This is a genomic window from Raineyella fluvialis, assembly GCF_009646095.1.
Lineage (GTDB): Bacteria > Actinomycetota > Actinomycetes > Propionibacteriales > Propionibacteriaceae > Raineyella > Raineyella fluvialis.
On record NZ_CP045725.1, the window covers coordinates 728,765 to 755,676 of the forward strand.

Sequence of the window (26,912 nt, forward strand, 5' to 3'; positions counted from 1 at the left end):
GGCCATTCTTTCAGGCCCGGAGGCCGGACCGAAATCGCTCCGCGTCCCGGATGGCGGATCAGGAGTGACCGTCTGGCCGCGCGCCCAGCCTGTGTCGTGCAGCGGCGGCCCGCTGGTGGCTCTACGCTGGGAGACGTCGTCTCTTCGCCCACCGTGAGCTTGAGGTCCTGTGTTCCGTCGCCTGTCCGTCCGGCTGCTGGCCCTGGGATCCGGCATCCTCGCCGCGGGATCGCTCGGCTTCGCGTACGCCACGAACCCGTTCTCGCGATTCACCATCGTGCGCAACACGTACACGGCGCGGTTCACGCCGGACGGGCTGGAGACGGTCGATCGCAACGACGCCCTGGTGCTGCGTCAGCACCGGATCTGGCGGGCGCTGGCCTACTACTCCTGCGGCATCAATGTGTTGCGGACGCGCTACCTCAGCAGTCCCCGCTCCGCCGCCGCGACCGTGGACGGGGTGATCCAGGACATTCACACGCTGCGGTTCGACCCGGATCGGCTGCTGTTGATCTCAGGGGACCAGTTCAGCGCGCTCTTCGTGCGCAATCTCGGGGTCTTCTTCTACCCGATGCTGGACCGGAGCATCCCCGGGGACGAAGCGGACTGGCAGGCCCGCCAACTGGTGTACCTGCAGACCGTCGGCTACGCGCTCGGCGTGTTCGCCCGCCACCCCGAGCTCACCACGACCATCGTGGCGACCGGGCGGCGGGCGGCGACCTGCGTGAACATCTACGCCTACCCTTCCGACACCCTCTACGGGATGCTCTACGCGCTGGCAGCGCTGGCGCGGATCGAGCCGGCCCGTCCGGCGGCGTACGCCCCGGATCACCACCTGCTGGCCACCCGGGAGGCGGCGGCCGATCTGCTCGCCCGCTACGGCGCTTCCCTGGCAGCCCACTACCGGACCTACCGGGAGCGGGTCCTCGATCCGGACACCGGCCTGGTGCGGAAGGACCTGCCACTGTCCGGGGCGAAGGACATCACCCGACGGTCCTCCGCCTTCTACGACAACGTGATCCTGTGGAAGACCATGCAGCTGGCCGGCAAGCTCGGGCTGGCCAGCGTGGACGACGAGGAGCTGGCCGCGTTCAAGCGGCAGATCCTCGCGGCGTTCTGGCTGCCGGAGCAGGGTCACTTCCTGGAGGACCTGTCGAGTGAAGGGGTGCGCGCCTCCTACTACTCCTCGGACTGGTTGATCACCCTGGCGACGGGGTTCCTCGATCCGGCCGATCCGGCCGAACGGGACTACTTCGTCCGATCGGTCGACCACATCCGCGCGACGGGTATCGCCGAGCCGTTCGCGGTGAAGTACCACGCCGACACCCGCGCGCACCGGCAGTACCCGGTGGTCCGGTTGGCCGTCGCGTCGTACGGGGGCGACTCGATCTGGAGCTTCTGGGGCATGGAGTACATCAAGGTCCTCCTCCTGCTGCACCGCGCCACCGGGATCGCCGAGTACCGGGACGAGGCCGACCGCCATCTCGCCTCGTACGCGGCAGCGATGGTCCGCGACGGTGGCTTCCCGGAGGTGTACGACACGGCGGGACGGATGCTCACCACACCGCTCTACCGCAGCATCCGCCAGACCGGATGGGTGATCGGCTTCGAACAGGCCCGGGAGATGGCGCGGGCCGCCCACGCGGGGTGAGGAGGCGCGCTGCGGCGGTCTTCTCACCGCCGCTCGCCGACCCAGACAGGCAGGTGCCCGAGGTTGCGTGAGCGGATTCTGGCGGCACAGGCGTCCCGGACCGCCTCTCGCCTCCCGCGACCCACGGTTTGACGCCAGTCATCCACGGAACCGGCACATCTGCCGCCAGAATCCGCTCACCACCCGGAGCTGCCTCACGTTGCCCTCATGGCTGGACAACGACAACCGGCCGTGACCCTGAGGTCACGGCCGGTCGGCAGAGTAGCGTCAGCGGCCGGTCCCCGCATAGACCACTGCCTCGCCCTCGGCGTCAAGGCCGAATGCGGTGTGGGCGGCCCGGACGGCCTTGTCGACGTCGTCCTGGTCGACGACGACCGAGATGCGGATCTCGGAGGTGGAGATCATGCCGATGTTGACGCCCGCATCGGCGAGCGCCTTGAAGAACTTGGCGGTGACGCCGGGGTGGGACCTCATGCCGACGCCGATGACCGAAACCTTGCCGATCTGGTCGTCGTAGAGCAGCTCCTGGAAACCGACCGCGTCCTGGATGGACTTGAGCGTCTGGATCGCCTTGCGGGCGTCCTTCGTCGGCAGGGTGAAGGAGATCTCCGTACGCGAGGTGTCGACGCGGGAGACGTTCTGGACGATGACATCGATGTTGATGTCGGCCTCACCCAGAGCGGTGAAGATGGCCGCCGCCCGGCCGATCTGGTCCGGGACACCAACCACGGTGACCTTGGCCTCGCCGCGCTCGTGCGCGACACCGGTGATCATCGCCTGTTCCATGCCAGGTCCTTTCTTGATGTCCTTGAGGGGCTTGACCCACGTGCCGGGCTTGTCGGTGAAGGATGAGCGGACATGCACCCGTACGTGCTCGCGGCGCGCATACTCAACGCAACGCAGGTGCAGGATCTTGGCCCCGTTGGCCGCCATCTCGAGCATCTCCTCGTACGAGATCTCGGGGATCCGACGAGCGTTCGGGACGATCCGCGGATCGGCGGTGAAGACGCCGTCGACGTCGGAGTAGATCTCGCAGAACTCGGCGTTGAGTGCCGCGGCCAGGGCCACAGCGGTGGTGTCGGAGGCGCCCCGGCCAAGGGTGGTGACGTCCTTGGTGTCCTGCGAGACGCCCTGGAAGCCGGCGACGATGACGATGTTGCCCTCCTCGAGGGCGGACTCGATGCGGCCGGGCGTGATGTCGATGATCCGGGCATCACCGTGCTTGGCGGTGGTGAGGACGCCGGCCTGAGAACCCGTGTACGACTGGGCCTCGGCCCCGAGGTCCGAGAGCGCCATCGCCAGCAGCGCGGCGGACTGACGCTCGCCGGTGGTGAGGAGCATGTCGAGCTCGCGCGCCTTCGGCATCGGCGAGACCTGCAGGGCCAGGTCCATCAGCTCATCGGTGGTGTCGCCCATGGCCGAAATGACGACGACCACGTCGTTGCCAGCCTGTTTGGCGGCCAGAACACGACGGGCCACGCGCTTGATGGCCTCGGCGTCCTCCACCGACGATCCGCCGTACTTCTGGACGATGCGGGGCATGCGGCCTCCTGTTTCACTCTGAGTCGAGCAACACGATATCGGGCCGGTCACTCAACGGGACAACGATCCGCCATGCGTAGGACGCTCAGTCCGATCCGCTCACCGCGTCGGGGTGGGTCGCGAGGAACTCATCGACCTCCGGGCTGGTGGCGACAACCGTGAGGCCGTCCTCCTTGGCCTGCTGAAGCCCGGCGCGGACCAGCGAAGCGAGCACATCCTCACTCTCGGGGTCGGCATTGGCCGTCCCCTCGGAGGGGCTCCCGGACATCTCGACGATTCCGCACTTCACCTGGTAGTCGAGGTGGCCCACCTCGTCACCGTCGAGGAGCGCCTCCCACCGCGAACGATCCGGGTTGAAGCGGACACGAAGATCGGACATCCGTGCTCCTCTCTGCCCCCTTGGTGCGATCTTCAGCGATCGTACGTCGGCCACCCATGGGCACAGGACGATTCATCGTGCGACCACGACGGAGGCGAGTTCACCGACGGTCACCACGAGCGACGCGGTGTTCGTCAGCGGGAAGGACCCGGACTGACCCATCGCGGTCCAGGAGAGATTCCAGCGGTGGGTCGCGGTGATTGTGTAGGTGCCCGGTCTCTCGTAGACGTGGCCGCAATCCGGGGACGGGGTTCCAGGCGGCTGCGCGCCGGCGACCCAAGGCGTGGAGGTGGTGCAGGTGACCCGAGTGCCGTCCCCCATGTCGTACGTGGCCGCCTGATGCTTGGCCGTCATCGTGAGGGTGACGCCCGCCAGGGACACCGTCTCAGTCGTTGAGCTGGCCCCTCGCGCCACATCCACAGCGGCTGTCCGACTGCCACCATTTTCCACTGGTTCTTCGAGGGATCCGGACCGATCCGCAGCGTCTGCCCCGGCAACCGCAGGGTCGCGGCGGCCTGGCGCGCCAGGACGGCAGGATCAACTGTGGGACCCGATCCGGCCCCGGCGGGAGCATTTCCTCCATTCAGCGGCACGAGGTTGTTCCATAGCCAGGCATTGGGGTCATTGAGCCCGTAGAAGCTGCGCTGGCGATCGAGCAACAGTTGCCGCAGTTCATCGCCGGAAATTGCTGCAGTATCGACCGCCAGTCCCCATCGCTCGCCACTCAATGGCACCCTCAATGGCCCCACATTCGAGGCGGACAAGTCACTCGTGCGCCCTGCAGCCGATCCTGCGGCACCCCCAAGAGACTGGATCGTTCCTTTCGCCGAATTAGCACCCTCAGCCGCAACACGTGCACCGATGGTGTCCGGAAGCGCGCCAGCCGCCCAAGACGGGATGCCGGCCGCCACGACCCCAACGAGCCCCACGACGATGCTCAGGATCATCCTCACGGCTCTCACAATCCGCACACATCCTCCTTGCTGGCATTTCCCTCAGAAACCCGCCAGGCGCCCTCCCCGCGATTGACCTTGATCTCAACACTCGCCATGTTTCCGGCTCCTAAAGTCTGTCCAGATTCAGACAGGAGCTTAATGTGAGAGCCGTTCTCGCATATACGCAGGACAACGGAATCCCGAGTGGCCGAAACTGGCACGATTTGCATTATCTCCAAGCCCGAAGTGCCGTGGTAGCCATGCTTTTCGAGTAGCGCTAGATCTGACGCAACATCGCCCAGATACTGCCCTGACGCATACTTCGTCATTTCTGGTGTAGGTGCGGCAGCGCCTCCCGCCACCACCAGTCGGTTCCGTTCCTTTGTGAACTCCCGATAGGCATGCACGGCCTCGTCGTAGGCTTTGGCCTCCTCGGCCTGAGCGGCGGCCAGCTCCGCGGTGCACGGCGCCCCCGAGGCATCCGGCGTGCAGGAGTACGACGGAGTAGGCACCGGAGCGGCCGCCTGGTTACTCCCGCACCCCGCCATGAGTCCGGTGATTCCGATGATCGTCAACACTGATGTGAACTTGCCCATGCGTTCCCGCAGCATCCCCTCGCCCCTCGGCCGGCTGCCCCCAGCTTTGCCCATAGGTGGTTCACCCCAGCGGCCACGCCGCGACTTATCCACAGGCGCATCGCCGTCGTTCAGTTGTCCCCAGCCTTCGCCGCACGGAGCCCTTACGCCGCGAGAGACGGCCTGCTGGCTGGAGCAGTACCCTGATCGCACGGGACCACCACTGGACCGCCAGGTGGGCGGATGGGGAGGGCAGGATGCCGGCACCGGATTCAGCGGTCCCGTCCCGGAGTACCGCACGGCTCGCATTTTCGGCCGGGATCGTGGGCCTCGTGACGTTCATCGCTCTCGCGCTGATGTACGGCGTGGAGATCCCGCAGCACGTGGAGCAGCGGGTCTTCGGACCGCTCAGCGACTGGATGAGCGGCATCGGAACGCTGCTGGTCGCCGCGGTGATCCTCACGATGCCGTGGCCGACCCGATCCCTGCCAGCGCAACCATCGGCCGTGTGCTGGTCGCGATGGCGTCCGTGGCGGGCGCACTCGGCTCGTTCCTCCTCGTCACGCACGTCATCGGGTTCGTCCCCGGGACCGCGCTCGCCATGGCGGGACTCGTCGCTCAGGCGATCTGGCTCGCTCTCGTCCCGCGGAGAATCGCCCGGGCTGGGCTCATCACCCGCCGGATGGGCAGGGTCGCGACGTGGCTCGGCTGGGCCTTCCTCGGCGGACTCGCGATCGTGTTGGCCGGGTTCGCCGACCCCGTGCCGACGCTGAGGTGGGCGCTCTTCATCGCCGGCGGGGTCGTCGGGCTCCTCGGATGGGTGGGCGCGCCGATCTGGTACCTCCTGCTCGGAGTCACCGGCCTGCGGCCCTGACCCTTTGGCTGTTGGATGCGCCGGTAGAGGGTTGCCGGCCCCGCAGCCGACGCACGACCGCCGCACGAACGGACGGTGGGCATAATGGCGACCATGACGAGCGACCCCGGCTCCGGTGACGCCCAGCGTCCGCTCCCCCGCATCGGCGATGCCGAACGACAGGCGGCGGTGGACGAGTTGTCCGAGCACTACGTCGCTGGCCGGCTCGATGACGCCGAGTTCAACGAACGCATGGACTCGGCGCTCCAGGCCCGTACGATCCCGGATCTGATCCCCCTGTTCGCGGATCTGCCGACCCTCAATCCCCTGGCTCCTTGGTCCCAGCCGACGCAGCCGCCGCCCCTGAGTGCGTACGGTCCCCCCGCGCTCCCGCGTCGCCCCGGCACCGACCTCACGGCCGCGGGCCCCACGGAGCAGGGCTGGATGAGCCTGGTACGCGGGCTGCGGCCCATCATCTGGCCGATCGCCATCGCCCTGATCATCTTCGCCCACGTTCCCGCGCCGCTGGTGATCTTCCTGGCGATCGTCCTCACCGTCGCCTCGTCGCGCATGCTCGGAAGCACCCGGCATCAGGAGCTACCCCCGGGACCCCAGGGGCCCGGCCCCGGTCCGGGCGACCGCCCGTCGGGAGATCCGCCGAACCGCTCCTGAGCCACACTTCCGGACCCGCGCGAAAAGCCGAGGGGCGTACGCAGCCGCTGCCGCGTACGCCCCTCGAACGTCTGCCGGACCGAGCCGGCGCGAGCCTCAGCCCTGCCGAGCCACCGCGAACCGAAGCCCCAGCTCCTCGATCGAGAACCCGTCCTCCGGCACCGATCCCTCGGCCATCTCCACGGCCAGCACCTCGTCGGCGATCAGGGTCGCGTGTTCACGCACGGCCTCGCCCGTGGCCGCGGCGGTCTGCCCGTCCAGCACGCTCCAGACCAGCGAGATCCGGTCGGACACCTCGAAGCCTGAGGTCTTGCGGGCCTCCTGCACCTCGCGGATCACGTCGCGCGCCACACCGGCCTTGACCAGTTCCGGCGTCAGCTCCAGGTCGAGCGCGACCGTCTCGCCCTGTTCGTTGAGCACCGACCAGCCCTCGCGGGGGCGTTCGGTGATCAGGACGTCGTCCGGGCCCACCTCGGTGCCGCCGTCGAAGTCCACCGTCGCCTTGCCGTCCCGCGCGAGCGCGTCGTGCAGGGCGGCCGCGTCGGCGGCGGCGATGGCCGCGGCGACCTTGGGGGTCTGCTTGCCGAAGCGCTTGCCGAGGTTGCGGAAGTTGCCCTTCGCCGAGTAGTCGACCAGGTCACCCGCGGACGCGAACGACGCGATCGCCTCGACGTTGAGCTCGTCGGCGATCTCCTCACGCAGGGAGGCATCCAGCCGGGCGTACGAGTCGCCGGCGATCAGCAGCCGGGACAGCGGCTGGCGGATCTTCACCTTCGCCTCGGCCCGGGCGCCGCGGCCCAGCTCGACCACCCGACGGGTCAGCGCCATCGCCTCGTCCAGGTCCTCGTCGATCACCGAGGCGTCGGCAACCGGCCACTCGGTCAGGTGCACCGACGGTGCGGCGTTGCGGTCCACCGGCACGACGATCTGCTGCCAGACGTGTTCGGTGAGGAACGGCACCATCGGCGCCATCAGGCGGGTCAGCACCTCCATCGTGTCGTGCAGCGTGATCAGTGCCGAGTCGTCGCCGCGCCAGAAACGGCGCCGCGAGCGGCGGACGTACCAGTTCGACAGGTTGTCGACGAACTCCGCCAGCAGCTGACCGGCGCGCTGCGAGTCGAAGTCCTCCAACGCCGCGGTGACGTCGCGCACCAGCACGTTCGTCTCCGAGACCAGCCAGCGGTCCAGCACCGGGCGGGCCGCCACGGGTACGGCCTTGCGGCTGCCGTCGGCGTTCTCCGGGGCCCAGCCGTTCGCGTCGGCGTAGAGGGCGAGGAACGAGGCCGAGTTCCAGTACGTCAGCAGCACCTTGCGGACGATCTCCTGCATGGCGGTGTCGCCCACCCGGCGCGCCGCCCACGGCGACCCGGAGGCGGCCATGAACCAGCGCACGGCGTCGGCACCGTGCCTGTCCATCAGCGGGATCGGCTCGAGGATGTTGCCGAGGTGCTTGGACATCTTCTTGCCGTCCTCGGCCAGGATGTGGCCGAGGCAGAGCACGTTCTTGTACGACGACCGGTCGAACACCGCGGTGCCGACCGCCATCAGGGAGTAGAACCAGCCGCGCGTCTGGTCGGTCGCCTCGCAGATGAAGTCCGCCGGGTAGGCGTGCTTGAAGGCGTCCTGCGATCCGTCGACGTACGGGTAGCCCCACTGCGCGAACGGCATGGACCCGGAGTCGTACCAGGCGTCGATGACCTCCGGCACGCGCCGGTAGGTGCCGGGCACGCCGGGCTTGGTGAAGGTCACCTCGTCGATGAACGGCCGGTGCGGGTCGAGGTCGGCCAGGTCGCGCCCGGCCAGCTCACCGAGTTCGGCCAGCGAGCCGATGCAGACCTGGTCACCGGTCTCGTCGTTGATCCAGATCGGCAGCGGCGTGCCCCAGTAGCGGGTCCGCGACAGCGCCCAGTCGACGTTGTTGTTCAGCCAGTCGCCGTAGCGACCCCACTTGATCGTCTCGGGGTACCAGGTGGTGCCCTCGTTCTCGCGGAGCAGCGCGTCCTTGATCCGCGTCGTACGGATGTACCACGACGGCGTCGCGTAGTACATCAGCGGGGTGTGGCAGCGCCAGCAGTGGGGATAGGGGTGCTCGTGGTCGAGCGTGCCGAACAACAGCCCGCGCCTGCCCAGATCCGCCAGCACCGCCTTGTCGGCGTCCTTGAAGAACAGGCCACCCACCACGTCGAGGTCGGGGTAGAAGTGTCCGTCGGGGCCGATCGGGTTGACCAACTCGATCCCGTGGCGCTTGCTCGACTGGAAGTCGTCCTCGCCGTACGCCATCGCCTGGTGCACCAGGCCGGTGCCCTCACCTGTGGCGACGTAGTCCTCGAGCACCACGAAGAACGCGTGCCCGGGCTGGTCGACGACCTCGAACGGCCGCTGGTAGGTCCAGCCCTCCATCGTCGAGCCGAGGAAGCGGTCCTGGACCGTCCACCCCTCGCCCAGCGCGTTCGCCACGTTGTCCTCGGCCACGATCACGGTCGAGGTGCCGTCGGAGGCGGTGACGTAGGTCAGGTCGGGGCCCACGGCCACGGTGGTGTTGGCCAGCAGGGTCCACGGCGTCGTGGTCCAGATGACCAGATCGGCCGTTCCGGCGTACGGCCCGGAGGTCACCGGGAAGCGGACGAACGCGGTGGTGTCGGTGACCGTCTCGTAGCCCTGGGCGACCTCGTGGTCGGACAGCGTGGTGCCGTCCTTCGGGCAGTACGGGGCGACACGTTCGTCCTGCGAGAGCATCCCGCGCTCGTACACCTCCTTGAGCGACCACCAGACCGACTCGACGTAGGAGGAGTTCATCGTCCAGTAGGCGTTGTCGAGGTCGACCCAGTAGCCCATCCGGTCGGTCAGTTCACGGAACGCGTCGACGTGGCGCCCGACCGACTCGCGGCACTTGGCGTTGAACGCCTCGATGCCGTACGTCTCGATCTCCGGCTTGCCGTTGATGCCGAGTTCCTTCTCGACGGCGAGCTCGACGGGCAGGCCGTGGCAGTCCCAGCCGGCCTTCCGCTCCACGTAGTAGCCCTGCATCGTCCGGAAACGCGGGAAGATGTCCTTGAAGACGCGCGCCTCGATGTGGTGCGTGCCGGGCATGCCGTTCGCGGTCGGCGGGCCCTCGAAGAAGGTCCAGCGCTTCCCGTTGCGGGTCCGCTGCTCCGAGCGGGCGAACACGTCGTGCGCCGCCCAGAAGTCCAGGATGCGGTGCTCCATCGCGGGGAGGTCGATCTGGGCCGGGACCGCGTGGTAGGCGCCCTCGAAGTGCGCCTGCGCGGCGGGATCGCGCGGCTCGACCTGCGCGTCCAGGGAGATCTCCTGCGTCATGTCCGTCCTCGTCCGTACGTTTCCGTCCAGCCACGGCCGGCGCCGGGCTGCAGGAAGGGACGAGGGGACCCGCGGTACCACCCTTCTTGGCGGGACGCCGCAAGGTGCCCACCCACTTCGTTCATGCCGCAGCCGGTTCTAGTGAGCCCTCCGAGGCATCGGACGGCCGTTCTTCCGGCAGCTCCGGGGTGATGGCCCCATCAATGCTGTGCGACGGCTGTCATTGTAGGCGCGGGCTCGTCTCGGCCCAAGTCCCCGGCGGAGGTTCTCCGGCGGAGCCTCCTTTTCCGGGGGTTCCCGGGGGACGGCCTCCACACCTAGCCTGGATTCCGTCAGGGCACCGTCTGGGGGGATGGTTCCGCCCTGCAGCGGATTGCTGGTGGCAGGGCCCGGGGGGACCCCTGTCACCAGCAATCAGTCGACCAGATCCCCGGGCCCGGTGCCGAGCATCCGCTCCAGATCCGCCGGGGAGGCATCCCGCAGGCAGCGCGACAGCTTGTTCGACACGGCCTCCATGTGCTCGCGCGCCACCCGCTCGGTGATGAACAGGCGTTGCGCGATCGACGCCCATCTCTCACCCCGCGCGCGGGCACTCAGCACCTGGCGCTGGCGTTCGGTGAGTTCCGGCAGCCCGCCACGACGATCCAGGAGTTCGGTGAGGCTCAACAGGGACGGCGGCAGCACCGCGCCACCGGCGGCCGCTTCCCGGAAGTCCGCCTCGGCCACGGCGCTCGGAGCGCTCTTGCGCACCAGCCCCTGGGCGCCCGCCTGGAGACACCGCGCGAGCACCAGCGGGCGGCTCTCGTCGGTGTAGAGGCAGATCCGGTAGCCGGCCGCGCTCACCGCCCCGATGGCCGCCGTCCCCTGACGTACGTCGGGGTCGTCGGCCACCAGGTGCAGGTCGAGCACGACAAGATCGGCCGAGGGACGCTGCTCGAGCAGCGGCTCGATCGTGGGCCAGGCGCCGACGACCTCGACGCCCGGGTGGACCAGGCCGAACGCCTCGCGGACGAGCGTGCTGTCGTCGATGACCACGACGCGGGGCCGGGGCGTCACCGATGCTCCCGGGCGTCCGGGACCGCCACCGGTCCCGAGAGGGTGACCGCGCAGCCTTCGCCGGGGGCCGAGTCGATCTCGACGGCGATCCCCCGCTTCGTCAGGGCAGCCAGCACCTGCGTGCGGAGGCCGAAGCCGTACGTCGCGGGGTCGGCGGTGAATCCCACCCCGTCGTCGCGGACGACGACTTCCCAGCGATCGCCCGTCGTGTCGGCGTGCACCCAGACCGTCGAGGCCCTGGCATGGCGCCGTACGTTGTGCAGCAGGGTCTCCACCGCCTGCGCGACGGCCACCGCGTCGGACGCCACCAGGAGGGCGTCGGCCCCGAGGGCCGTCGACAGTTCCAGCGGCAGGTCCGCGAAGCCGTCCACCGCCTCGCCGAGCACGTCCCCCAACCGGACTCTCCCGGAGTCCGCCTCGCCGACGCGCCCGGCTCCTCCCGTGGGAGAGGCGAGGTAGTGGCGCAACCTGTTCGCCTCGGCCAGGGCCTGCCTGCGGACGGCGGGCAACACCTCGTCTGGGGTCGCCTCATCACCGAGCAGGCGCAGGATGCCGCTGGTGTCGTGCACCGTCATCCGGTAGCGGTCGAGCTCCATCTGTCGGGTGGCCAGCAGCGCCTCCTGATGGGCGTCGTGCGTCCGCTGCGCGAGGATCCGCCAGTACTGCGACACCAGCGAGATGGCGAGGGCGAAGACCGGATAGTTGAGGGCGTTCGCCACCACCGACACCTGGCCGTAGGGGCCCCCGGCGGCGATCAGGAGCCAATAGTAGTAACCACCCACTGCCACGGAGAGCAGGAACGTCCGCGGCACGGAGTGCATCCATACCCCGGCCGCGGCGACGCTCAACTGTGCGAAACCGAAGACCGAGACGGTCCAGGAGCCGAGCAGTTCGGACCCGGGCATGATGTGCGTGAACGCGGGCATCGCTGCGAGGGAGAGGACGAGGCTCGCCCATCCCCAGGGCGCGGCCGGGACGGTCCCCCGACGCAGCGTCCCGATGCAGCCGCCGACCACCACGCCACTCAGCGTCATGGTGAGGGCGAGGTACCAGGCCCTTGCCGCGGCCAATGGAAGACCGGCAGGCATGGCGATCAGCGCTTGGGTGACGACGCCGGCGCCGAGCACGACGAAGATGACTCCCAGGGCCAGCTCGGCGTCGTCGCGTGGGTCGTGCCCATCGGTGCCGAGCGTGGCGACGCGCAGCCACCATCTCCCCTTGTCGTCCCCCACGGGACCCATTATTGGCCTGCGTGACCTGGTCCGTCAGGATCGGTCAGGACAACAGCGCCTCGAGGGTCTCGGCGAAGCCGTCCTGGTCACAGCTCGGCACGATCCGATCGGCGACGGCGAGCAGTTCGGGCTCGGCGTTGGCGACCGCCACGCCGACGCCCGCCCACTGGAGCATGTCGAGGTCGTTGAGGCCGTCACCGAACGCGACGACCTGGGTGGCGGGCACGTCGAGCAGCGCGGTCAGCCGTTGCAGGCCGTACGCCTTGCCGATGCCGGCGGCGGAGATCTCGAGGAAGGGCGCGCCGGAGGAGGTCGCCCGCAGGCCCGTCAGCCCCAGCCCCGCGAACGCGGCGAGAAGGTCCCGAGTGCTGAGCACCGGGTGACGGACGACCATCTTGAGGTTCGGGCAGTCGGCGAGGGCCGCGCGATCCACCACCTGCATCGTCCGGGGGTCACGGCTGTGATCCTCCCAGACGCTGAGTTCGGCGTAGCCGGCCTCGACGAGGAAGCCGTCGCCGCCGTCACGGATCGCGCAGAAGCGTACGTCCGGCACGGCCTCGGCCAGCCGCGCGATCAGGTCACGCTGGGCGTCGACCGTCATCGTCGCCTCGAAGAATCGCTGCCCCGTCACGAGGTCGAGGCCGAGGGCGCCGTTGGAGCACACCGCCCAGCCGCCGAAGGCCTCGGCGAGTTGGACGAACTGGGGGGCGACGGCCAGCACCCCGACCCGCTGGCGGGCGGTCACCGGCACGACCAGCACCCCGGCGTCGGCCGCAGCCCTCAGTGCCGCCTCGGTGCGGGGACTCACCGTCCGATCCGTACGCAGCAGCGTGTTGTCGAGATCCGTCGCGACGACCCGCGGCCGGGCCACGACGGCGTCAGGTGAGGGCACGGCGCCCCTCGAACGCCCGGCCGAGGGTGACCTCGTCGGCGTACTCCAGGTCGCCGCCGACCGGCAGTCCGCTGGCCAGGCGCGACACCGTGAGCCCCATCGGCAGCAGCAGCCGGCTCAGGTAGGTCGCCGTCGCCTCACCCTCGATGGTCGGGTTGGTGGCGATGATGACCTCCTGCACCGACCCGTCGGCGAGCCGGCCGACGAGCTCACGGATGTGCAGCTGGTCGGGGCCCACGCCGTTCACCGGGCTGATACAGCCCCGAGCACGTGGTAGCGGCCGCGGAACTCGCGGGTGCGCTCGATCGCCACGACGTCCTTGGCATCCTCGACGACACAGATCAGGGCCCGGTCACGGCGCTGATCGCGGCAGATCGAGCAGGTGTCACCCTCCGAGACGTTGAAGCACGTCGTGCAGAAGTGGATCCGGTCCTTGACCTGCACCAAGGCCTCCACCAGCCGCATCACGTCCTCCTTCTCGGCGGACATCACGTGGAAGGCGATGCGCTGGGCGGACTTCGGCCCGATCCCGGGCAGCTGACCGAGTTCGGTGATCAGGTCCTGGATCGGGCCGTCGTAGATGGCAGCCACTCAGAGACCGAAACCCATCCCGCCGGCGAGCGGGCCCAGCTTCTGCTGCGCGAGGGCGGCGGCCTGGTTGTTGGCGTCGCGCAGGGCAGCCACGATCAGGTCACCGAGGCTCTCGGTGTCCTCGGGGTCGCAGGCCTCGGGCTTGATGCTCACCGAGGTGACCTCACCGGAGCCGGTCATCACCACGGTGACCAGCCCGCCCCCGGCACTGCCCGAGATCGAGGTGACGGCAAGCTCCGCCTGGGCCTGCTGCACCTGGGCCTGCATGGCCTGCGCCTGCTGCATCAGTGCGTTCATGTCGAATCCCTGGGGCATTTCGGGCAATCCCTCGGTCATCGGGGTCCTTTCGCCGTGCGGTCGCGGTGTGCGCTCCAAGACTAGGTGCATCCACCGACGGTCGGCGTCGGCACCGGGTCGGTGGCCGGGCCCGCTGATGCCCTCGCGGATCTTCCACCACCTCGCGGATCTTCAAGGACCCCGCGGATCTCATGACGTCCGCGAGAAGTCAGGAGTGTCCGCGAAGAACCTGAACGTCCGCGAAGCCGCCACGCCGGCCCTCGCCACGTCATTCCATGACCGGAACCCCCGCCTGAGCACCCGCCGGCGTGATGGACTGGGGGAAGCTCGACGTGGAGGTGATCATGCGCGCGTGGCAGGTGCGTTCCCCCGGACCGCTGGAGAGCGGACCGCTGGAACTCGTCGAGAAGGAGACCCCGACCCCCGGCGAGGGCGAGGTGCTGGTCCGGGTCCTGACCTGCGGGGTCTGCCGTACGGACCTCCACGTCACCGAGGGTGATCTGCCGGCCCACCGGCAACGGGTGACGCCCGGGCATGAGATCGTCGGCCAGGTCGTCGGTGCCGGACCGGGCACGACCCGCTTCACCACCGGTGAACGGGTCGGGATCCCCTGGCTGCGGCGGACCTGCGGCGTCTGCCGCCACTGCCGCACCGGCCGGGAGAACCTGTGCCGCCGCTCCCTCTACACCGGCTGGGACGCCGACGGCGGCTACGCCGAGTACACCACGGTGCCGGAGGGCTTCGCCTACCGACTGCCCGCCCGCTTCGACGACGCCACCGCCGCGCCGCTGCTGTGCGCCGGGATCATCGGTTACCGTGCGCTGCGCCGGGCGAACGTGCCCCCGGGTGGCCGGCTCGGTCTCTACGGCTTCGGTGGCAGTGCGCACCTGACCGCCCAGGTCGCGCTGGCCCAGGGCCTCGAGGTGCACGTACTGACCCGGGGCGAGCAGGCCCGACGGTTCGCCCTCGGCCTCGGCTGCGCCTCGGCCGGCGATGCCCGGGACATGCCGCCGGTCGCGCTCGACTCCGCGATCATCTTCGCGCCGGCCGGTGACATCGTGCCGTACGCCCTCGCGGCGATCGGCCCCGGTGGGACGGTGGCCTGCGCCGGCATCCACTTGTCCGAGATCCCCGCCCTCGACTACCAGGCGGCCCTGTTCCACGAGAAGACACTGACCAGCGTCGAGTCCAACACGCGGCGCGACGGCGAGGAGTTCCTCCTCCTGGCCGATCGGCTGGGCCTGCACCCCACCACCCACGAATATCCCTTCGAGGAGGCCGACCGGGCGCTGCAGTATCTGGCGCGCGGTGACATCGAGGGTGCCGGGGTGCTGCGGATCGCCGAAGCGGTCTGAGCGACGCGTGCCTGGCGGCGGCGCCGGCACGTGAGCCCTTCCCAACCGTCCGCCCGGCGCCTAGCGTGACGAAGCATGCGACCGTTCCCCACGCTGCGCGTCCCGATCATCGCCGCCCCCATGGCCGGCGGCCCCTCCACCCCCGCCCTGGTGAACGCCGTCGGCGCGGCCGGTGGGCTCGGCTTCCTCGCGGGTGGCTACCGCTCGGCGGAGGATCTGGCGGCCCAGATCGCGGCGGTCCGGGCGGCCGGCACCGCCGACTTCGGGGTCAATCTCTTCGTCCCCGACACCACACCGATCGACACCGAGGCCGTCTCCGCCTACCGTCAGGCGCTGCTCCCGCTGGCGGCCCAACTGGGCGTCGACGACCTCCCCGAGGCGCACCCCGACGACGATGGTTGGCGGGCCAAGATCGAGCTGTTGGTGGCCTCCCCCGTGCCGGTCGTCTCGTTCACCTTCGGCCTGCCTGATCGGACGACCGTCGAGCGGCTGCACGGGGCCGGCAGCGTCCTGATCGGCGGCGTGACCTCGGTGCCGGACGCCCTGGCGGCCAGGGAGCGCGGGCTGGATGCCCTCGTCGTCCAGGGGCCGGAGGCGGGCGGGCACCAGTTCACCTTTCATACGGCCGACCCGGCCCCGACCACGCCGCTGGAGGAATTGTTCGCCGCGGTCCGTGACGCGGTGCCGGGGCCGCTGATCGCCTCGGGCGGTCTGGCGGATGCCCCCGCCGTCCGCCGGATGATCGATGCCGGCGCGGTGGCGGTGCAGCTGGGCACCGCTTTCCTGCTGACCCCGGAGGCCGGCACCAACGCCACCCACCGCGCGGCCCTGACCGATCCCGGCTTCACCCGGACGATCCTGACGCGGGCCTTCTCCGGGCGGTGGGCCCGCGGCCTGGCCAATGCCTACGTCGAGGCGTACGACGCCCTCGCCCCAGCGGCCTACCCGGCCGTCAACCAGATCGCCGGGCCGATCCGGCGGATGGCTGCGGCCTCGGGCGACCCGCAGCACACGCATCTCTGGGCGGGGACGGCCTGGCGCAAGGTGATCGAGGCACCGGCCGCCGAGGTGCTGGCGGAGCTGTGGCCGGGCGGCACGAGTGACTGATCCCGGGACCGGGCGACCTCGCTCAGTGTGACCGGTCGGCGGCCGCCTCGGCCCGGAGCCGCGCCAGCTCGGCGCTGAGCTCAGGATCCTCCCGGACCAGCCACACCAAGCCACAGTCCTCCGGACCACTCGCCCCCGGATAACACAGGCTGCAGGTGTCGCCGGGGCGCACCGGGCACTTCGGGTCCGGCCGGTGAGCCATCGTCACCTCCTGTTGAGGAATCAACTACGACGGTCATCGTACGCCGCCCGGGAACCGCTCAGCCGGCGAGGCCGGAGTCCTGCTGTTCCTCGAGCAGCAACTCCGCGCCCAACACGTTGGTGAGCAGATCCGCGGCGCTCTCGTACCCTTCACCGACCGTCACGTCCTCATCGGTGTACGCGGCGGCCTCCTCCTCGGGCGTGAGTTCCTTGGGCGGCGGCGGGACCGCGGCCACCTGCGAGTACCGACTCGGCCGCTGCGCCGGCTCGTCCTTGGCGGGGGGCGGCGCCGTGGGCGTCGGCTCTACGGGCGCGGAAGGCCGCTCCACGGCGGCCGGAGCGGCGAACTGCGAGGCGTACAGGTCGTCCTCCGGCGGCGGCTCGTCCCAGGGGTCGTCCGGCGGTTCCGTGGGCGGGGGAGCCGAGGTCGGGCCGGCGGACGGGCGGCCACGACGGGTCCCCCGCGGTCGCTGAGGATCGGCGGACGCAGGCACAGGAGCGGTCGCCGGGGCAGGAGCGGCGGAGGGGGCCGGCACGGGCGCAGGCCGCTGGCGGCCCTCGGGCCGTTCGGGTCGGCCGCTACTGCGGCCACCGCGCGCCTGACGACCGGCATCCGGGTCGATGATCGTCTCCACCCGCAGTGCTGTCCCGAACACCTGGGTGACCGCTTCCGTGAACACTTCGCGCTCACGGGGCCGCTCGAAGGTCGTCCGCGCGCCAGGGGAGTTGAGGGCCACCGTGAGGACGCCGCCGACGAGTGAGACGACCGCGGCATTGCCCTCGAGCACGACCTTGGTGAAGTGACGGCGACGGCCCACCTCCTCCAGCAGGTCCGACCACCGCGCCTGGGCGTCCTGGGTGGTCAGGCCGTGCACGCCTGCCGCGTCGGCTGCCGGGGCCGGCACCGATGTGACCGCCGACTCCCTCGGCACACTGACGGGCCGATCGGGGCGAGCCGGTCGCTCAGGCCGCACGGGGCGACCGGTGGAGGCGGGTGCCGGGGTCGCCGGGGCCGCCGGGGTCGCGGGGGTCGCGGCGGCGGCAGGCTCCGGCTCGCGATGACGGGGGCGCGGCCGTTGGCCGACGGACGGCGACGGTGCTGATGCCGGCGCCGCGGGGGCGGGAGCGGGGGCCGAGGCGGCGGGAGGCCCCGCAACCTCGGTCACCGGGGCCACCGGCCCACCGGTATCGAGACCTCCCAGATTGAGCCGGCGCTCGATCCGGTCGAGCCGGGCGTTGATCCCGCGTTCGGCCACGTCGGCACCGGGCAGCAGCACGCGGGCACACATCAGTTCCAGGTGCAGGCGAGGTGCGGTCGTACCCCGCATCTGGGTCAATCCCTCGGCGATCACGTCGGCCGCCCGGGTCAGCTCCCCCAGGCCCATGGCCTTCGCCTGAGTGACGTACGTGGCCGCCTGTTCGGGAGAGACATCGACGAGTCCGGTGGACAAGGCATCCGGCACGGCCCCGACGATGACCAGGTCACGGAGGTGACCCAGCAGGTCCTCGGCGAACCGACGCGGGTCCTGCCCGGCCTCGATCACCTTGTCGATCACGGAGAAGACTCCGGAGCCCTCTCCGGTGGCGAAGGCGCCGACCATCTCGTCGAGGAGCTTGTCGGGGGTGTATCCCAGCAGACCGGTCGCGTGGTCGTACGTCACGCCCCGATCCGAGGCGCCCCCGAGCAGCTGGTCGAGGACCGACAGCGAGTCTCGCACCGAGCCGCCACCGGCCCGGACGACCAGCGGCAGCACACCCGGCTCGACGGTGATGCCCTCCTGCTCGCAGATCTCCGCCAGGTAGTGGGTGAGGACCTTGGGCGGCACCAGGCGGAACGGGTAGTGGTGCGTACGCGACCGGATGGTGCCGATCACCTTGTCCGGCTCGGTCGTCGCGAAGATGAACTTGACGTGGGGCGGCGGCTCCTCGACGAGCTTCAGCAGGGCGTTGAAGCCCTGCGTCGTCACCATGTGCGCCTCGTCGATGATGTAGACCTTGTAGCGGCTCTGCACCGGGGCGAAGAACGCGCGCTCGCGCAGATCGCGGGCATCGTCCACGCCGCCGTGCGAGGCGGCGTCGATCTCGATGACATCGATCGACCCCGGACCGCCGGTGGCGAGGTCCAGGCAGGAGCGGCAGTGACCGCACGGCTCGGCCGCCGGCCCGTTCTCGCAGTTCAGGGCGCGGGCGAGGATGCGGGCCGACGTCGTCTTGCCACAACCGCGGGGCCCCGAGAACAGATAGGCGTGGTTGACCCTGTTGTTGGCGAGGGCGCGCTGGAGCGGCTGGGTGACGTGCTCCTGGCCGACGACCTGCGCGAACGTGTCGGGGCGGTAGCGGCGATAGAGCGCGAGGGCCTCGGTCGGCTCCGAGGTCACCGATGCATCGTCAGCGGGCGCATCGTCAGCCGGCGGATCGAACAGTCCCTCCCCCGCCTGGGGGCGACATCCAGCTCGACGTCCTCGTCACCGTACGATCCGGCGTCGTCGAGGTCGTCGTCAGCCTCCCAGGGCTCGATCTCGTCGTCTTCGTCCACGCCCACACCCTATGCGGTGCCACTGACACTGTTCGCCGGACCATCGCAGCTGACCGGGCCGGGTGGTGCGGGAAACAAAAAAGGGGCCCCCCGCGTACCCGACAGAGCTCACTTACCCTTGCTGCCTTCCGACCCTGGGGGAGTTGGGCGAGGTAACGCCACACGGGGGACCTTCCGCCAAGTGTAGGGGAAGGTCGCCTACGACCCAACTCGACCGGTCCGGGGGCTTCCACCGTAACGCGCGGGCAATCTCCCCTCGCCAGACTGGTTCCGGCGCGCCTGTCCCGCGGTACGGGGGCGGGACAGGCGCCTCCGTGAGGCCGAATTGGTGAACGAGCCAGGTTCCTGTAGAGTCCTCCGACGGAGGATTCGCCTAGAGGCCTATGGCGCTCGCTTGGAAAGCGGGTTGGGTTCACGCCCTCACGAGTTCGAATCTCGTATCCTCCGCCACAGCGGGCCCGCATCGACGAGATGCGGGCCCGCTCTTTTCGTTACGCGAACGACCAGCCGAGGCGCCGGTGATGGACTCTAATTGCTGCCATGGACGCGGTCGTGCCACCGCGCAATCGGTGGGCTTTCGCTGTGGGGACCGTGGGAAGAGACATGGTCTACTCGATGATGGCCGTGTTCCTCATCGTCTTCCTGACCGAGGTCCTCAACCTCGATGACACGATCATGTGGTGGATCAACGGCATCCTGCTGGGGATGCGGCTGATGGACGCTTTCGACGACCCGATCACCGGCTACTTCATCGACAACACCCACACCCGGTGGGGCCAGTACAAGCCGTGGATCGCCGTGGGAGGTGTCCTGACAGGAGTGCTGACCATCCTCCTGTTCACCGACTTCGGCGTACGCGGGGGTGGATATGTCGCCCTCTTCGCGGTCGTGTACCTGCTGTGGGGCCTCGCATTCAGTGTGAACGACCTCGGCTACTGGTCACTGCTGCCGGCCCTCAGTCTCGACCCCCACGAACGCGAACGCATCGGCGCCCTCACCAAGGTCTTCGCCACCGTCGGGCTCTTCGTCACCGTGGTCGGCATCGTTCCCCTCACCGAGGCCCTCGGCGGGGACGCCCGGGCGTGGACGCTGTTCGCCTGCGGCGCGGTGGCGATCATGCTGCTGGGCCTGGTCGTCACCCTCACCGGGGTCCGCGAACCGAAGATCGTCACCGAGCCCGAGCACACTCCCTTGCGTGAGATCGCCGCGATCATGGGGCGCAACGACCAACTGTTGTGGACCGCGGCGTCGATGGTGTTGTTCCTCATCGGCTACAACACGACGACGGGCTTCGGCGTCTACTTCTTCAAGTACGCCTACCGCAACGAAGGGATGTACGCGCCCTTCGCCGCCATCCTCGGCGTCGGTCAACTCCTCGGATTCGTGGCGTTCCCCCTGCTCAGCAAGTGGCTCACCCAACGCCAACTCTTCGCCATCGCCATGGGCCTGGTCACCGCCGGCTATCTCACCTTCTTCTTCTCCCCGATGAACATCATCCCGATCGGCGTCGCCGGCATGCTGGTGTTCATCGGGAACTCCTTCATCGCCGTCCTGATGATCGTCTTCCTCAGCCAGTGCATCGAATACGGCCAATGGAAGATGGGCCGGCGCAATGCGGCCATCACCTTCGCGGTCCAGCCCCTGATCAACAAGGTCGGCGGTGCGGTCGCCACGGCCGTCGTCGGCGTCACCGTCATCCTCACCGGGATCAACGACGCACCCACCCCCCAGGACGTCACCGCCGAAGGCCTCCTCGGCATGCGCGCGATGATGATGGGCTTCCCCTTGGCCCTGATGATCCTCAGCTTCCTGTTCAACCGACTCTTCTTCCGCCTCGACGAGAAGTTCCACGCCCAGATCGTCGCCGAACTGCGTCAACGCGGAGAGCTCCTCGACGAGGCCACCGCCCGCCGACCCGCAGCAACCGAATCTCAATGAGCACCGGGAAGGGACCCACCGATGTCGAACGAAGCACGCGCGGCCGCCGTGGGACGCCGCGCCTCCAGCGGCGACGGCACGTACCCGCGCCCGATGCTCGTACGGTCACAGTTCGTGGCCCTGGACCGGCGCGTCCCCTTCGCGTACGACGACGCTGACGAAGGACTCGACGGCCGGTGGCAGGAGGACGCCGCCCGCTTCGACCGCGAGATCCAACTGCCGTTCCCCCCTGAGTCCGAGGCGTCTGGCATCGGACTGACCGACTACCACCCCTGTGTCTGGTACCGCATCCCCCTCACCGCGGCCGACCTGGCGGCGGCCGGCCATGCCGAGGGCCGCAGGCTGCTGCTGCACTTCGGCGCCGTGGACTACGCGGCGATGGTCTGGGTGGACGCGACGATGGTCGGCACCCACGAAGGAGGCCAGACTCCCTTCACGTTCGACGTCACCGCCGCCCTCGACCCTGCCGAAGAGGAGCATGCCGTGGTCGTCCGCGCGTTCGAGGACCCGCTCGACGGCCGCATGCCCCGCGGCAAACAGGACTGGCTGCCGCAGCCCCACCTCATCTGGTACCACCGCACCACCGGCATCTGGCGCACCGCGTGGCTCGAGTCGGTCCCACCGCTGCATGTGGAACGACTCGCCTGGCGATGCGACGTCACCACCAGCCGGGTCGCTCTCACGGTCGAACTGAACCGTCGTCCCGATCCTGCGGTCGAGCTCGACGTCGTGATCGCCCTGGCGGGTCGGGTCCTGGCGAGCGCCGTGGTCCCCGTGGAAGACCGGGTCGCCACCGTCACCCTCGACCTCCTCGCCGCCAACTCCGGGGTCCACCACGAGGAGCTGCTGTGGAGCCCGGAGCGCCCCGTGCTGCTGGACGCCGGCGTGGCCGTCGGCGAGGACGTGGTCTCCAGCTACCTGGGGATCCGCGAGGTCACCGTCGGTCCCGACACCCTGCGTCTCAACGGCCGGCGCTTCATCCTTCGGTCGGTGCTGGAACAGGGCTACTGGCCGGCCTCCCACCTGACCCCGCCCAGCGTCGAAGCCCTCCGGGACGAGGTGCAGCTGATCCTGAGCCTCGGGTTCAACTCGGCCCGGATCCACCAGAAGGTCGAGGACCCGCGCTTCCACTTCTGGGCGGATCGGCTCGGTCTCACCCTCTGGGGCGAGACAGGTACGGCGTACGTCTTCGACTCCCTCGCCGTCGGGCGCCTCACCCGCGAGTGGATCGACGTGGTGCGCGGCTACGAGTCGCACCCCTCGATCATCGCCTGGGTCCCGTTCAACGAGTCCTGGGGAGTGTTCCAGATCGAGCGGGCCCACGACCAGCAGGCCTATGTCCAGGCTCTCGGCGACCTGACGCGTGCCCTTGATCCCACCCGCCCCGTGGTCACCAACGACGGCTGGGAGCACACCGGCTCCGACCTGTTCACCATCCACGACTACGAGCAACGCGCCGACGTCCTGACCTCCCGCTACACCGCCGAGGGCGTGGAGCGCATGCTCGCCACCACCGGCCCCTCCGATCGTCCCCTCGCCGTGGGCGAGTGGGCCGCGCACCTGCGTTCCCGCCCCGTCCTGCTCACCGAGTTCGGCGGCATCATGTACGTCTCCACCCCGCCGGACGAGGCGACCTGGGGGTACGCGGGCGCCACGAGTCCCGAGGACCTCGAAGGCCGCATCCGGGCGATCATGGAGGCGGTGAGGTCCGCGCCCGTCCTCGCCGGCTACTGCTGGACCCAGCTCACCGACACGCTGCAGGAGGCCAACGGGCTGGTGGATGCCGGCCGCGTCCCCAAGCTACCTGTCGAGACCCTCCGCGCGCTGATGGGGGCCTGACCCTCCGGACTCACCGGGGCGGCGGCGGGATGGTGCCGAGGTCAGGGATCGAGTCGGGCCAGATCAACTGCACGGTGCACGGCGCGTGGTCGATGATGAAGCGGGCGTGCCGGCCGAGGCTGTGCGGCCCCAGATGGGCCCGGTCGCCGTCACGGGCGACGATCAGCCAGTCCGCGTCGGCCGCCGCCGCGGTGATGACCCGCTCGGTGGGGCCGGAGACGAGCCTCGTCGCACACGTACGACCGAGCGCTGACGCCGCCTGCTCCAGCAGTGCCCGCCCCTCGTCGGCGGTCAGGTCGGCGACCTCGGGCTCGGGTTCGCGCCGATGGCGACCGATCAGTCCGCCCAGGGCTCCGGTGGGTACGGAATCGGACGGATCGTCCGCCACGATCAGCGTGATGACGTCCGACTCGGGACGTTCACGGGCGGCGTCGACGACGGCGGGCCAGGTGCCCGGAGCGATCCAGAGAAGCACACGCATGTCAGACCCCCATCAGGCGGGCGCTCAGCCAGAGCGCGACGGTGGACAGCACCAGGATCGGAGGAACAGCCAACAGCCCGAGCCTGGTGAACTCGTTGATCTCGGCATCGTGGTCATGATCGTGCAAAATTCGCCGCCACAACAGGGTGGCCAGCGAGCCGACGTAGGTCAGGTTCGGGCCCACGTTCACCCCGATCAGGACGGCGAGCACCGCCGTCGGCCCCACCGGCGCCACCAGGGGCAGCAGGACGAGCACGGCGGGCAGGTTGTTGACGAGGTTGGCGAGGACTGCGGCGATCGCGGTCACCAGCAGCAGGCTGGGCAGGTCGTGACCGGCAGGCAGGACGCTGCGCATGGCGTCGGCCAGTCCGTGGTCGACCACCGCCTTCACCACGACGCCGAGCCCGAGAACGAAGAGCAGGAACCACGCATTGGCCGCTCGGACGAGGTCCAGCAGCTCGGCCCGGCGCCCCTCGGGGCGGGTCAGCAGCCGTTTGAGGCCGAGGACGGCCGCCCCGGCCAGCGCGGCCCAGAACGGCTCGACGTGCAGCGACGAGGACAGCACGAAACCGAGCAGCGTCAACGCCAGCACCGCCGCGGCGAAGACGGGCCACGCCTTCCGTTCCTCCCACGTACGCGCCGTCGCGACCACGGACAGCTCAGCGGCGAAGTAGCGGCGGAACACCAGGTACTCCACCAGGATCGCCACCAGCCACGGGCCCGCCATCAGGCCGGCGAAGCCCACGAAGCCGAGTCCGGCGGCCCCCATCGCCAGCAGGTTGGTCAGGTTCGACACGGGCAGCAGGAGTGAGGCCGAGTTGGCCAGGTGGGTGGTGGCGTAGACGTGAGGTTTCGGCTTGGCTCCGAGCCGGGAAGCCGTCGCGAAGACAACGGGCGTGAGCAGGACGACGGTGGCGTCAAGGCTGAGTACGGCCGTGGTGAGGGAGGCCACCCCGAAGACCAGGACGAGCAGTCGATGCGGCCTCCCCCGGGAGCGCCGGGCGATGAAGTCGCCGGCCGCCGCGAACATGCCCTCGGCCTGGCACAGGTGGGACAGCATCAGGACGCCGGCGAGGAACAGGATCGTGGGCCACATACCGTCCAGCTGCTGCCACGCCTCGCCCCACGGGATCACTCCGGTCAGGCACAGCACCACGGCGGCAGGCACGGCGGCGACAGCCTCCGGGAGCCCCGCGGGCCGCGTCAGCGCGAAGACCAGCACACCGGCCAGCAGCACAGCGGCAAGCGCCTCGGCGGCTCCACTCGGCATGCAGGCACCTTAACCCGGGACCCGCGACGTCACAGCCGTACGCTGAGTCGGTGACCGCAGCGACGCACCCCGGCCTGGCCGGCCGCCCGATCTACCTCGACTACAACGCCACCACGCCGGTCGACCCGGAGGTCGTCGCGGCGATGGTGCCCTCCCTGGAGCGGGAGTTCGGCAATCCGTCCAGCACCCACGCGTACGGCCGTCCCGCCAGGGCGGCCCTCGAGGCCGCCCGCGACCGGGTGGCCGGCCTGCTGCACGCCGGCGCCGGGCGGATCGTCTTCACCGGCAGCGGCTCGGAGGCCGACGCCCTCGCCATCCGCGGGGCGGTCCTGGCGAACCGCCGGCCCGGCCGACGACCCCACGTGATCACCCAGGCGACCGAGCATCCCGCCGTGCTGGCCGCCTGCCGCGATCTCGAGGAGCTCCACGGCGCCGAGATCGCGGTGCTCCCGGTCGGCCCCGACGGCCTGGTCGACCCGCTGGCCGTCGCCGACGCGATCACCGACGACACTCTGCTCGTGACGGTGATGCACGCCAACAACGAGACCGGCACGATCCAGCCGATCGCCGAGATCGCTGCCGCGGCCCACGAGCGGGGCGTGCTGGTGCACTGCGACGCCGCCCAGTCGACCGGCAAGATCATCGTCGACGTGGCGGAGCTCGGGGTCGACCTGCTCACCGTGGTCGGTCACAAGATGTACGCCCCCAAGGGGATCTCGGCGCTCTACGTCCGCGACGGCGTGGCGCTGCGCCCGCTGGTCGGTGGCGGCGGCCAGGAAGGTGGCCTGCGGGCCGGCACCGAGAACGTGCCGTACGCCGTCGGCCTGGGCAGGGCCGCCGAAGTGGCCGCGGCCGCCCTGGAGGCCGGCGAGACCCGGCGCCTGACCGCGCTGCGGGACCGGCTGGAAGCGGGGCTCAAGGCCCGGCTCCCGGGCTGGGTCCACCTCAACGGTCACCGCACCCGGCGGCTGCCCAACACGCTGAACGTACGCATCGACGGGATGCGGGCGCTGACCCTGCTCGACGACGTGGCAGTGCTGGCTGCCTCCGCAGGCTCGGCCTGCCACGCCGGCGAGGACGCTCCGTCGCCGGTGCTCACCGCGATGGGCATCCCTGCCGATGAGGCGATGACCGCCGTACGCCTCTCCCTCGGCCGGTGGTCGACGGAGGCGGAGGTGGACGCCGCGGCGGCCGCTATCGCCGCAGCAGTTCCAGGACGGTCGGTTCGTCGGTGACCAGCACCTTGACGTAGCCGGCACGGATCGCCGCGAGCAGCGCCTCCGCCTTGTCCAGTCCGGCGGCGACGACGATGACATTGGGCAGCGATCGGAGCCGCTCCAGCGCAATACCGATCCGGCGGTCCGAGGTCGCTCCCCGCAGTGGGCGGCCACGGGAGTCGAACCACTCCCCCATCATGTCGCCGACCGCCCCCATGGCGGCGAACCGCGCGACATCGTCGTCGGACACCAGCCCTGAGCGGACCGCCGAAGCGGCCGGCGTGGCACTTCCCACACTGCTCAGGGTGACACCGGCCTGCTCGGCGCAGGACAACGCGTCCCGAACGGCGTCCTCCTTCATGAACATCTGCGCCGCCTCGGGGCTCGAGGCGACCATCGGCGCGGGCACGAGCTTCAGATGCTTCGCCAGCACGCTGCTCGCCGCCAAGGACTCGGTGAACTGCTGGATCCACCCCGATGCCGAGGCGATCGTCACCCCGTCCAGGGATTCCTCGGTCAGCATGCCGAGGACGCGGGCGACGGTGTCACCCCAGCCGACCCCGACCACGACCCCCGGGTGCAGGAAGCGGCGCAGATAGGCGGCCGCGGCGGCGGCGACCCGCTCGTTGCGGCGCGCGAAGGGGACATCGGCGGCGTCGGCCGGCACGACCACGGCATCCTCGAGCCGGAGGGCCGAGCGTGCCTCGGACGCCAGGTGCATGGCGGCCATGTGCCCGGGTTCGATCTCGATCCGTACGATGCCCTGTTCGAGCGCCGCCTCCAGCAGGCGGCCAACCGTCTGCCGGGAGACGAACAGGCGCTTGGCGACCTGGGCCTGGGTGAGTCCGTCCCGGTAGTACAGCCAGGCCGCTCTCACCATCAGGTCCACGTCCCCTGACCCGGACGTCATGGGGCCTCCTATCGACGGGGGGACGGGTGTCAACATCGTGGCCGGGCGGGGCGCACCACCCCACC

At 70.0% G+C, this 26,912-nt stretch carries 23 protein-coding genes, 1 tRNA gene, 1 other RNA gene and 1 pseudogene; 9 read left to right on the plus strand and 17 right to left on the minus strand.

Annotated features, from left to right (window positions below):
• Positions 1–169: 169 nt before the first annotated feature.
• Positions 170–1,651, plus strand: coding sequence for a hypothetical protein (locus Rai3103_RS03310; protein WP_153571384.1), 1,482 nt, complete (start codon positions 170–172; stop codon positions 1,649–1,651).
• 267 nt (positions 1,652–1,918) lie between these two features.
• Here the strand turns inward: Rai3103_RS03310 and Rai3103_RS03315 are convergent, their stop codons facing one another.
• The 4 genes from Rai3103_RS03315 to Rai3103_RS03330 form a co-directional block, all read right to left on the minus strand.
• Positions 1,919–3,193, minus strand: a complete 1,275-nt coding sequence (locus Rai3103_RS03315; RefSeq protein WP_153571385.1) for an aspartate kinase — start codon at positions 3,191–3,193, stop codon at positions 1,919–1,921.
• A gap of 85 nt (positions 3,194–3,278) precedes the next feature.
• On the minus strand, positions 3,279–3,572 hold the full coding sequence (locus Rai3103_RS03320) for a GNAT family N-acetyltransferase (RefSeq protein ID WP_153571386.1): 294 nt from the start codon (positions 3,570–3,572) through the stop codon (positions 3,279–3,281).
• Positions 3,573–3,644: 72 nt separating this feature from the next.
• Positions 3,645–3,926 carry a hypothetical protein gene (locus Rai3103_RS03325; protein ID WP_153571387.1) on the minus strand — a complete coding sequence of 94 codons (282 nt, stop codon included), beginning with the start codon at positions 3,924–3,926 and terminating at the stop codon, positions 3,645–3,647.
• A 604-nt stretch (positions 3,927–4,530) separates the two neighbouring features.
• Positions 4,531–5,118, minus strand: coding sequence for a hypothetical protein (locus Rai3103_RS03330; RefSeq protein ID WP_194793248.1), 588 nt, complete (start codon positions 5,116–5,118; stop codon positions 4,531–4,533).
• A gap of 433 nt (positions 5,119–5,551) precedes the next feature.
• On the opposite strand from Rai3103_RS03330, the gene Rai3103_RS03335 reads away from it, so the two are divergent.
• Together Rai3103_RS03335 and Rai3103_RS03340 are read left to right on the plus strand one after the other, a co-directional pair.
• On the plus strand, positions 5,552–5,956 hold the full coding sequence (locus Rai3103_RS03335) for a hypothetical protein (RefSeq protein WP_153571389.1): 405 nt from the start codon (positions 5,552–5,554) through the stop codon (positions 5,954–5,956).
• Positions 5,957–6,049: 93 nt separating this feature from the next.
• Positions 6,050–6,607: a DUF1707 SHOCT-like domain-containing protein gene (locus Rai3103_RS03340; protein ID WP_153571390.1), complete on the plus strand. Its 558-nt coding sequence runs from the start codon at positions 6,050–6,052 to the stop codon at positions 6,605–6,607.
• Positions 6,608–6,703: 96 nt separating this feature from the next.
• On the opposite strand, the gene ileS is transcribed toward Rai3103_RS03340, so the two are convergent.
• The 6 genes and pseudogenes from ileS to Rai3103_RS03370 all read right to left on the minus strand — a co-directional run bounded on the left by ileS (position 6,704) and on the right by Rai3103_RS03370 (position 14,032).
• Positions 6,704–9,925 carry an isoleucine--tRNA ligase gene (gene ileS, locus Rai3103_RS03345; protein WP_153571391.1) on the minus strand — a complete coding sequence of 1,074 codons (3,222 nt, stop codon included), beginning with the start codon at positions 9,923–9,925 and terminating at the stop codon, positions 6,704–6,706.
• Positions 9,926–10,339: 414 nt separating this feature from the next.
• On the minus strand, positions 10,340–10,981 hold the full coding sequence (locus tag Rai3103_RS03350) for a LuxR C-terminal-related transcriptional regulator (protein ID WP_153571392.1): 642 nt from the start codon (positions 10,979–10,981) through the stop codon (positions 10,340–10,342).
• Complete coding sequence (locus Rai3103_RS03355) at positions 10,978–12,213, minus strand: sensor histidine kinase (protein ID WP_153571393.1); 1,236 nt, start codon at positions 12,211–12,213, stop codon at positions 10,978–10,980. The genes Rai3103_RS03350 and Rai3103_RS03355 overlap by 4 nt, the downstream gene beginning before the upstream one ends.
• Positions 12,214–12,256: 43 nt before the next feature.
• Positions 12,257–13,105 carry an HAD family hydrolase gene (locus Rai3103_RS03360; RefSeq protein ID WP_228489129.1) on the minus strand — a complete coding sequence of 283 codons (849 nt, stop codon included), beginning with the start codon at positions 13,103–13,105 and terminating at the stop codon, positions 12,257–12,259.
• A pseudogene (recR, locus tag Rai3103_RS03365) lies at positions 13,092–13,687 on the minus strand (recombination mediator RecR). Before recR ends, Rai3103_RS03360 begins: the two are co-directional and overlap by 14 nt.
• A gap of 9 nt (positions 13,688–13,696) precedes the next feature.
• Positions 13,697–14,032: a YbaB/EbfC family nucleoid-associated protein gene (locus Rai3103_RS03370; protein WP_228489130.1), complete on the minus strand. Its 336-nt coding sequence runs from the start codon at positions 14,030–14,032 to the stop codon at positions 13,697–13,699.
• A gap of 272 nt (positions 14,033–14,304) precedes the next feature.
• On the opposite strand from Rai3103_RS03370, the gene Rai3103_RS03375 reads away from it, so the two are divergent.
• Together Rai3103_RS03375 and Rai3103_RS03380 are read left to right on the plus strand one after the other, a co-directional pair.
• A complete protein-coding gene (locus Rai3103_RS03375) occupies positions 14,305–15,348 on the plus strand; it encodes a zinc-dependent alcohol dehydrogenase family protein (protein WP_228489131.1) in 1,044 nt (347 codons plus the stop codon).
• A gap of 75 nt (positions 15,349–15,423) precedes the next feature.
• Complete coding sequence (locus tag Rai3103_RS03380) at positions 15,424–16,455, plus strand: nitronate monooxygenase (protein ID WP_153571394.1); 1,032 nt, start codon at positions 15,424–15,426, stop codon at positions 16,453–16,455.
• Between the two features lie 22 nt (positions 16,456–16,477).
• Here the strand turns inward: Rai3103_RS03380 and Rai3103_RS03385 are convergent, their stop codons facing one another.
• The 4 genes from Rai3103_RS03385 to ffs all read right to left on the minus strand — a co-directional run bounded on the left by Rai3103_RS03385 (position 16,478) and on the right by ffs (position 19,367).
• Entirely contained in the window at positions 16,478–16,657 is a 180-nt protein-coding gene (locus tag Rai3103_RS03385; RefSeq protein ID WP_153571395.1) for a DUF6767 domain-containing protein, read from the minus strand.
• Between the two features lie 58 nt (positions 16,658–16,715).
• Complete coding sequence (locus Rai3103_RS03390; RefSeq protein ID WP_228489132.1) at positions 16,716–19,034, minus strand: DNA polymerase III subunit gamma and tau; 2,319 nt, start codon at positions 19,032–19,034, stop codon at positions 16,716–16,718.
• Positions 19,031–19,192 (minus strand): hypothetical protein, encoded by a 162-nt coding sequence (locus tag Rai3103_RS03395; protein ID WP_153571397.1) that lies wholly within the window; start codon positions 19,190–19,192, stop codon positions 19,031–19,033. Before Rai3103_RS03395 ends, Rai3103_RS03390 begins: the two co-directional genes overlap by 4 nt.
• Before the next feature lie 78 nt (positions 19,193–19,270).
• An RNA gene (gene ffs / locus Rai3103_RS03400) (signal recognition particle sRNA small type) lies at positions 19,271–19,367 on the minus strand.
• 187 nt (positions 19,368–19,554) lie between these two features.
• On the opposite strand from ffs, the gene Rai3103_RS03405 reads away from it, so the two are divergent.
• From Rai3103_RS03405 to Rai3103_RS03415, 3 genes are all read left to right on the plus strand, one after another.
• Positions 19,555–19,642, plus strand: a tRNA-Ser gene (locus Rai3103_RS03405).
• A 90-nt stretch (positions 19,643–19,732) separates the two neighbouring features.
• Positions 19,733–21,130 carry a glycoside-pentoside-hexuronide (GPH):cation symporter gene (locus tag Rai3103_RS03410; RefSeq protein WP_153571398.1) on the plus strand — a complete coding sequence of 466 codons (1,398 nt, stop codon included), beginning with the start codon at positions 19,733–19,735 and terminating at the stop codon, positions 21,128–21,130.
• A 21-nt stretch (positions 21,131–21,151) separates the two neighbouring features.
• Complete coding sequence (locus Rai3103_RS03415) at positions 21,152–22,969, plus strand: glycoside hydrolase family 2 protein (protein WP_153571399.1); 1,818 nt, start codon at positions 21,152–21,154, stop codon at positions 22,967–22,969.
• Between the two features lie 10 nt (positions 22,970–22,979).
• Here the strand turns inward: Rai3103_RS03415 and Rai3103_RS03420 are convergent, their stop codons facing one another.
• Together Rai3103_RS03420 and Rai3103_RS03425 are read right to left on the minus strand one after the other, a co-directional pair.
• The gene (locus tag Rai3103_RS03420; RefSeq protein ID WP_153571400.1) at positions 22,980–23,450 is read right to left on the minus strand and encodes a universal stress protein; all 471 of its coding nucleotides are present in this window, start codon (positions 23,448–23,450) and stop codon (positions 22,980–22,982) included.
• 1 nt (position 23,451) lies between these two features.
• Positions 23,452–24,720: an SLC13 family permease gene (locus Rai3103_RS03425; protein WP_153571401.1), complete on the minus strand. Its 1,269-nt coding sequence runs from the start codon at positions 24,718–24,720 to the stop codon at positions 23,452–23,454.
• 50 nt (positions 24,721–24,770) lie between these two features.
• Between Rai3103_RS03425 and Rai3103_RS03430 the strand changes: the two genes are divergently transcribed.
• Complete coding sequence (locus Rai3103_RS03430) at positions 24,771–25,955, plus strand: cysteine desulfurase family protein (RefSeq protein ID WP_228489133.1); 1,185 nt, start codon at positions 24,771–24,773, stop codon at positions 25,953–25,955.
• Here the strand turns inward: Rai3103_RS03430 and Rai3103_RS03435 are convergent.
• Positions 25,915–26,847 carry a sugar-binding transcriptional regulator gene (locus Rai3103_RS03435; RefSeq protein WP_194793249.1) on the minus strand — a complete coding sequence of 311 codons (933 nt, stop codon included), beginning with the start codon at positions 26,845–26,847 and terminating at the stop codon, positions 25,915–25,917. The genes Rai3103_RS03430 and Rai3103_RS03435 overlap by 41 nt on opposite strands.
• Between the last annotated feature and the right edge of the window lie 65 nt (positions 26,848–26,912).

What these genes read in the sequence shown, in the direction of transcription:
- Rai3103_RS03315 (WP_153571385.1), bottom strand. Translation starts at nt 3,193, where the DNA reads ATGCCCCGCATCGTCCAGAAGTACGGCGGATCGTCGGTGGAGGACGCC.
- Rai3103_RS03320 (WP_153571386.1), bottom strand. Translation starts at nt 3,572, where the DNA reads ATGTCCGATCTTCGTGTCCGCTTCAACCCGGATCGTTCGCGGTGGGAG.
- Rai3103_RS03325 (WP_153571387.1), bottom strand. Translation starts at nt 3,926, where the DNA reads ATGACGGCCAAGCATCAGGCGGCCACGTACGACATGGGGGACGGCACT.
- Rai3103_RS03330 (WP_194793248.1), bottom strand. Translation starts at nt 5,118, where the DNA reads ATGCTGCGGGAACGCATGGGCAAGTTCACATCAGTGTTGACGATCATC.
- Rai3103_RS03340 (WP_153571390.1), top strand. Translation starts at nt 6,050, where the DNA reads ATGACGAGCGACCCCGGCTCCGGTGACGCCCAGCGTCCGCTCCCCCGC.
- ileS (WP_153571391.1), bottom strand. Translation starts at nt 9,925, where the DNA reads ATGACGCAGGAGATCTCCCTGGACGCGCAGGTCGAGCCGCGCGATCCC.
- Rai3103_RS03370 (WP_228489130.1), bottom strand. Translation starts at nt 14,032, where the DNA reads ATGACCGAGGGATTGCCCGAAATGCCCCAGGGATTCGACATGAACGCA.
- Rai3103_RS03375 (WP_228489131.1), top strand. Translation starts at nt 14,305, where the DNA reads ATGGACTGGGGGAAGCTCGACGTGGAGGTGATCATGCGCGCGTGGCAG.
- Rai3103_RS03380 (WP_153571394.1), top strand. Translation starts at nt 15,424, where the DNA reads ATGCGACCGTTCCCCACGCTGCGCGTCCCGATCATCGCCGCCCCCATG.
- Rai3103_RS03385 (WP_153571395.1), bottom strand. Translation starts at nt 16,657, where the DNA reads ATGGCTCACCGGCCGGACCCGAAGTGCCCGGTGCGCCCCGGCGACACC.
- Rai3103_RS03410 (WP_153571398.1), top strand. Translation starts at nt 19,733, where the DNA reads ATGGACGCGGTCGTGCCACCGCGCAATCGGTGGGCTTTCGCTGTGGGG.
- Rai3103_RS03415 (WP_153571399.1), top strand. Translation starts at nt 21,152, where the DNA reads ATGTCGAACGAAGCACGCGCGGCCGCCGTGGGACGCCGCGCCTCCAGC.
- Rai3103_RS03420 (WP_153571400.1), bottom strand. Translation starts at nt 23,450, where the DNA reads ATGCGTGTGCTTCTCTGGATCGCTCCGGGCACCTGGCCCGCCGTCGTC.
- Rai3103_RS03425 (WP_153571401.1), bottom strand. Translation starts at nt 24,720, where the DNA reads ATGCCGAGTGGAGCCGCCGAGGCGCTTGCCGCTGTGCTGCTGGCCGGT.
- Rai3103_RS03435 (WP_194793249.1), bottom strand. Translation starts at nt 26,847, where the DNA reads ATGACGTCCGGGTCAGGGGACGTGGACCTGATGGTGAGAGCGGCCTGG.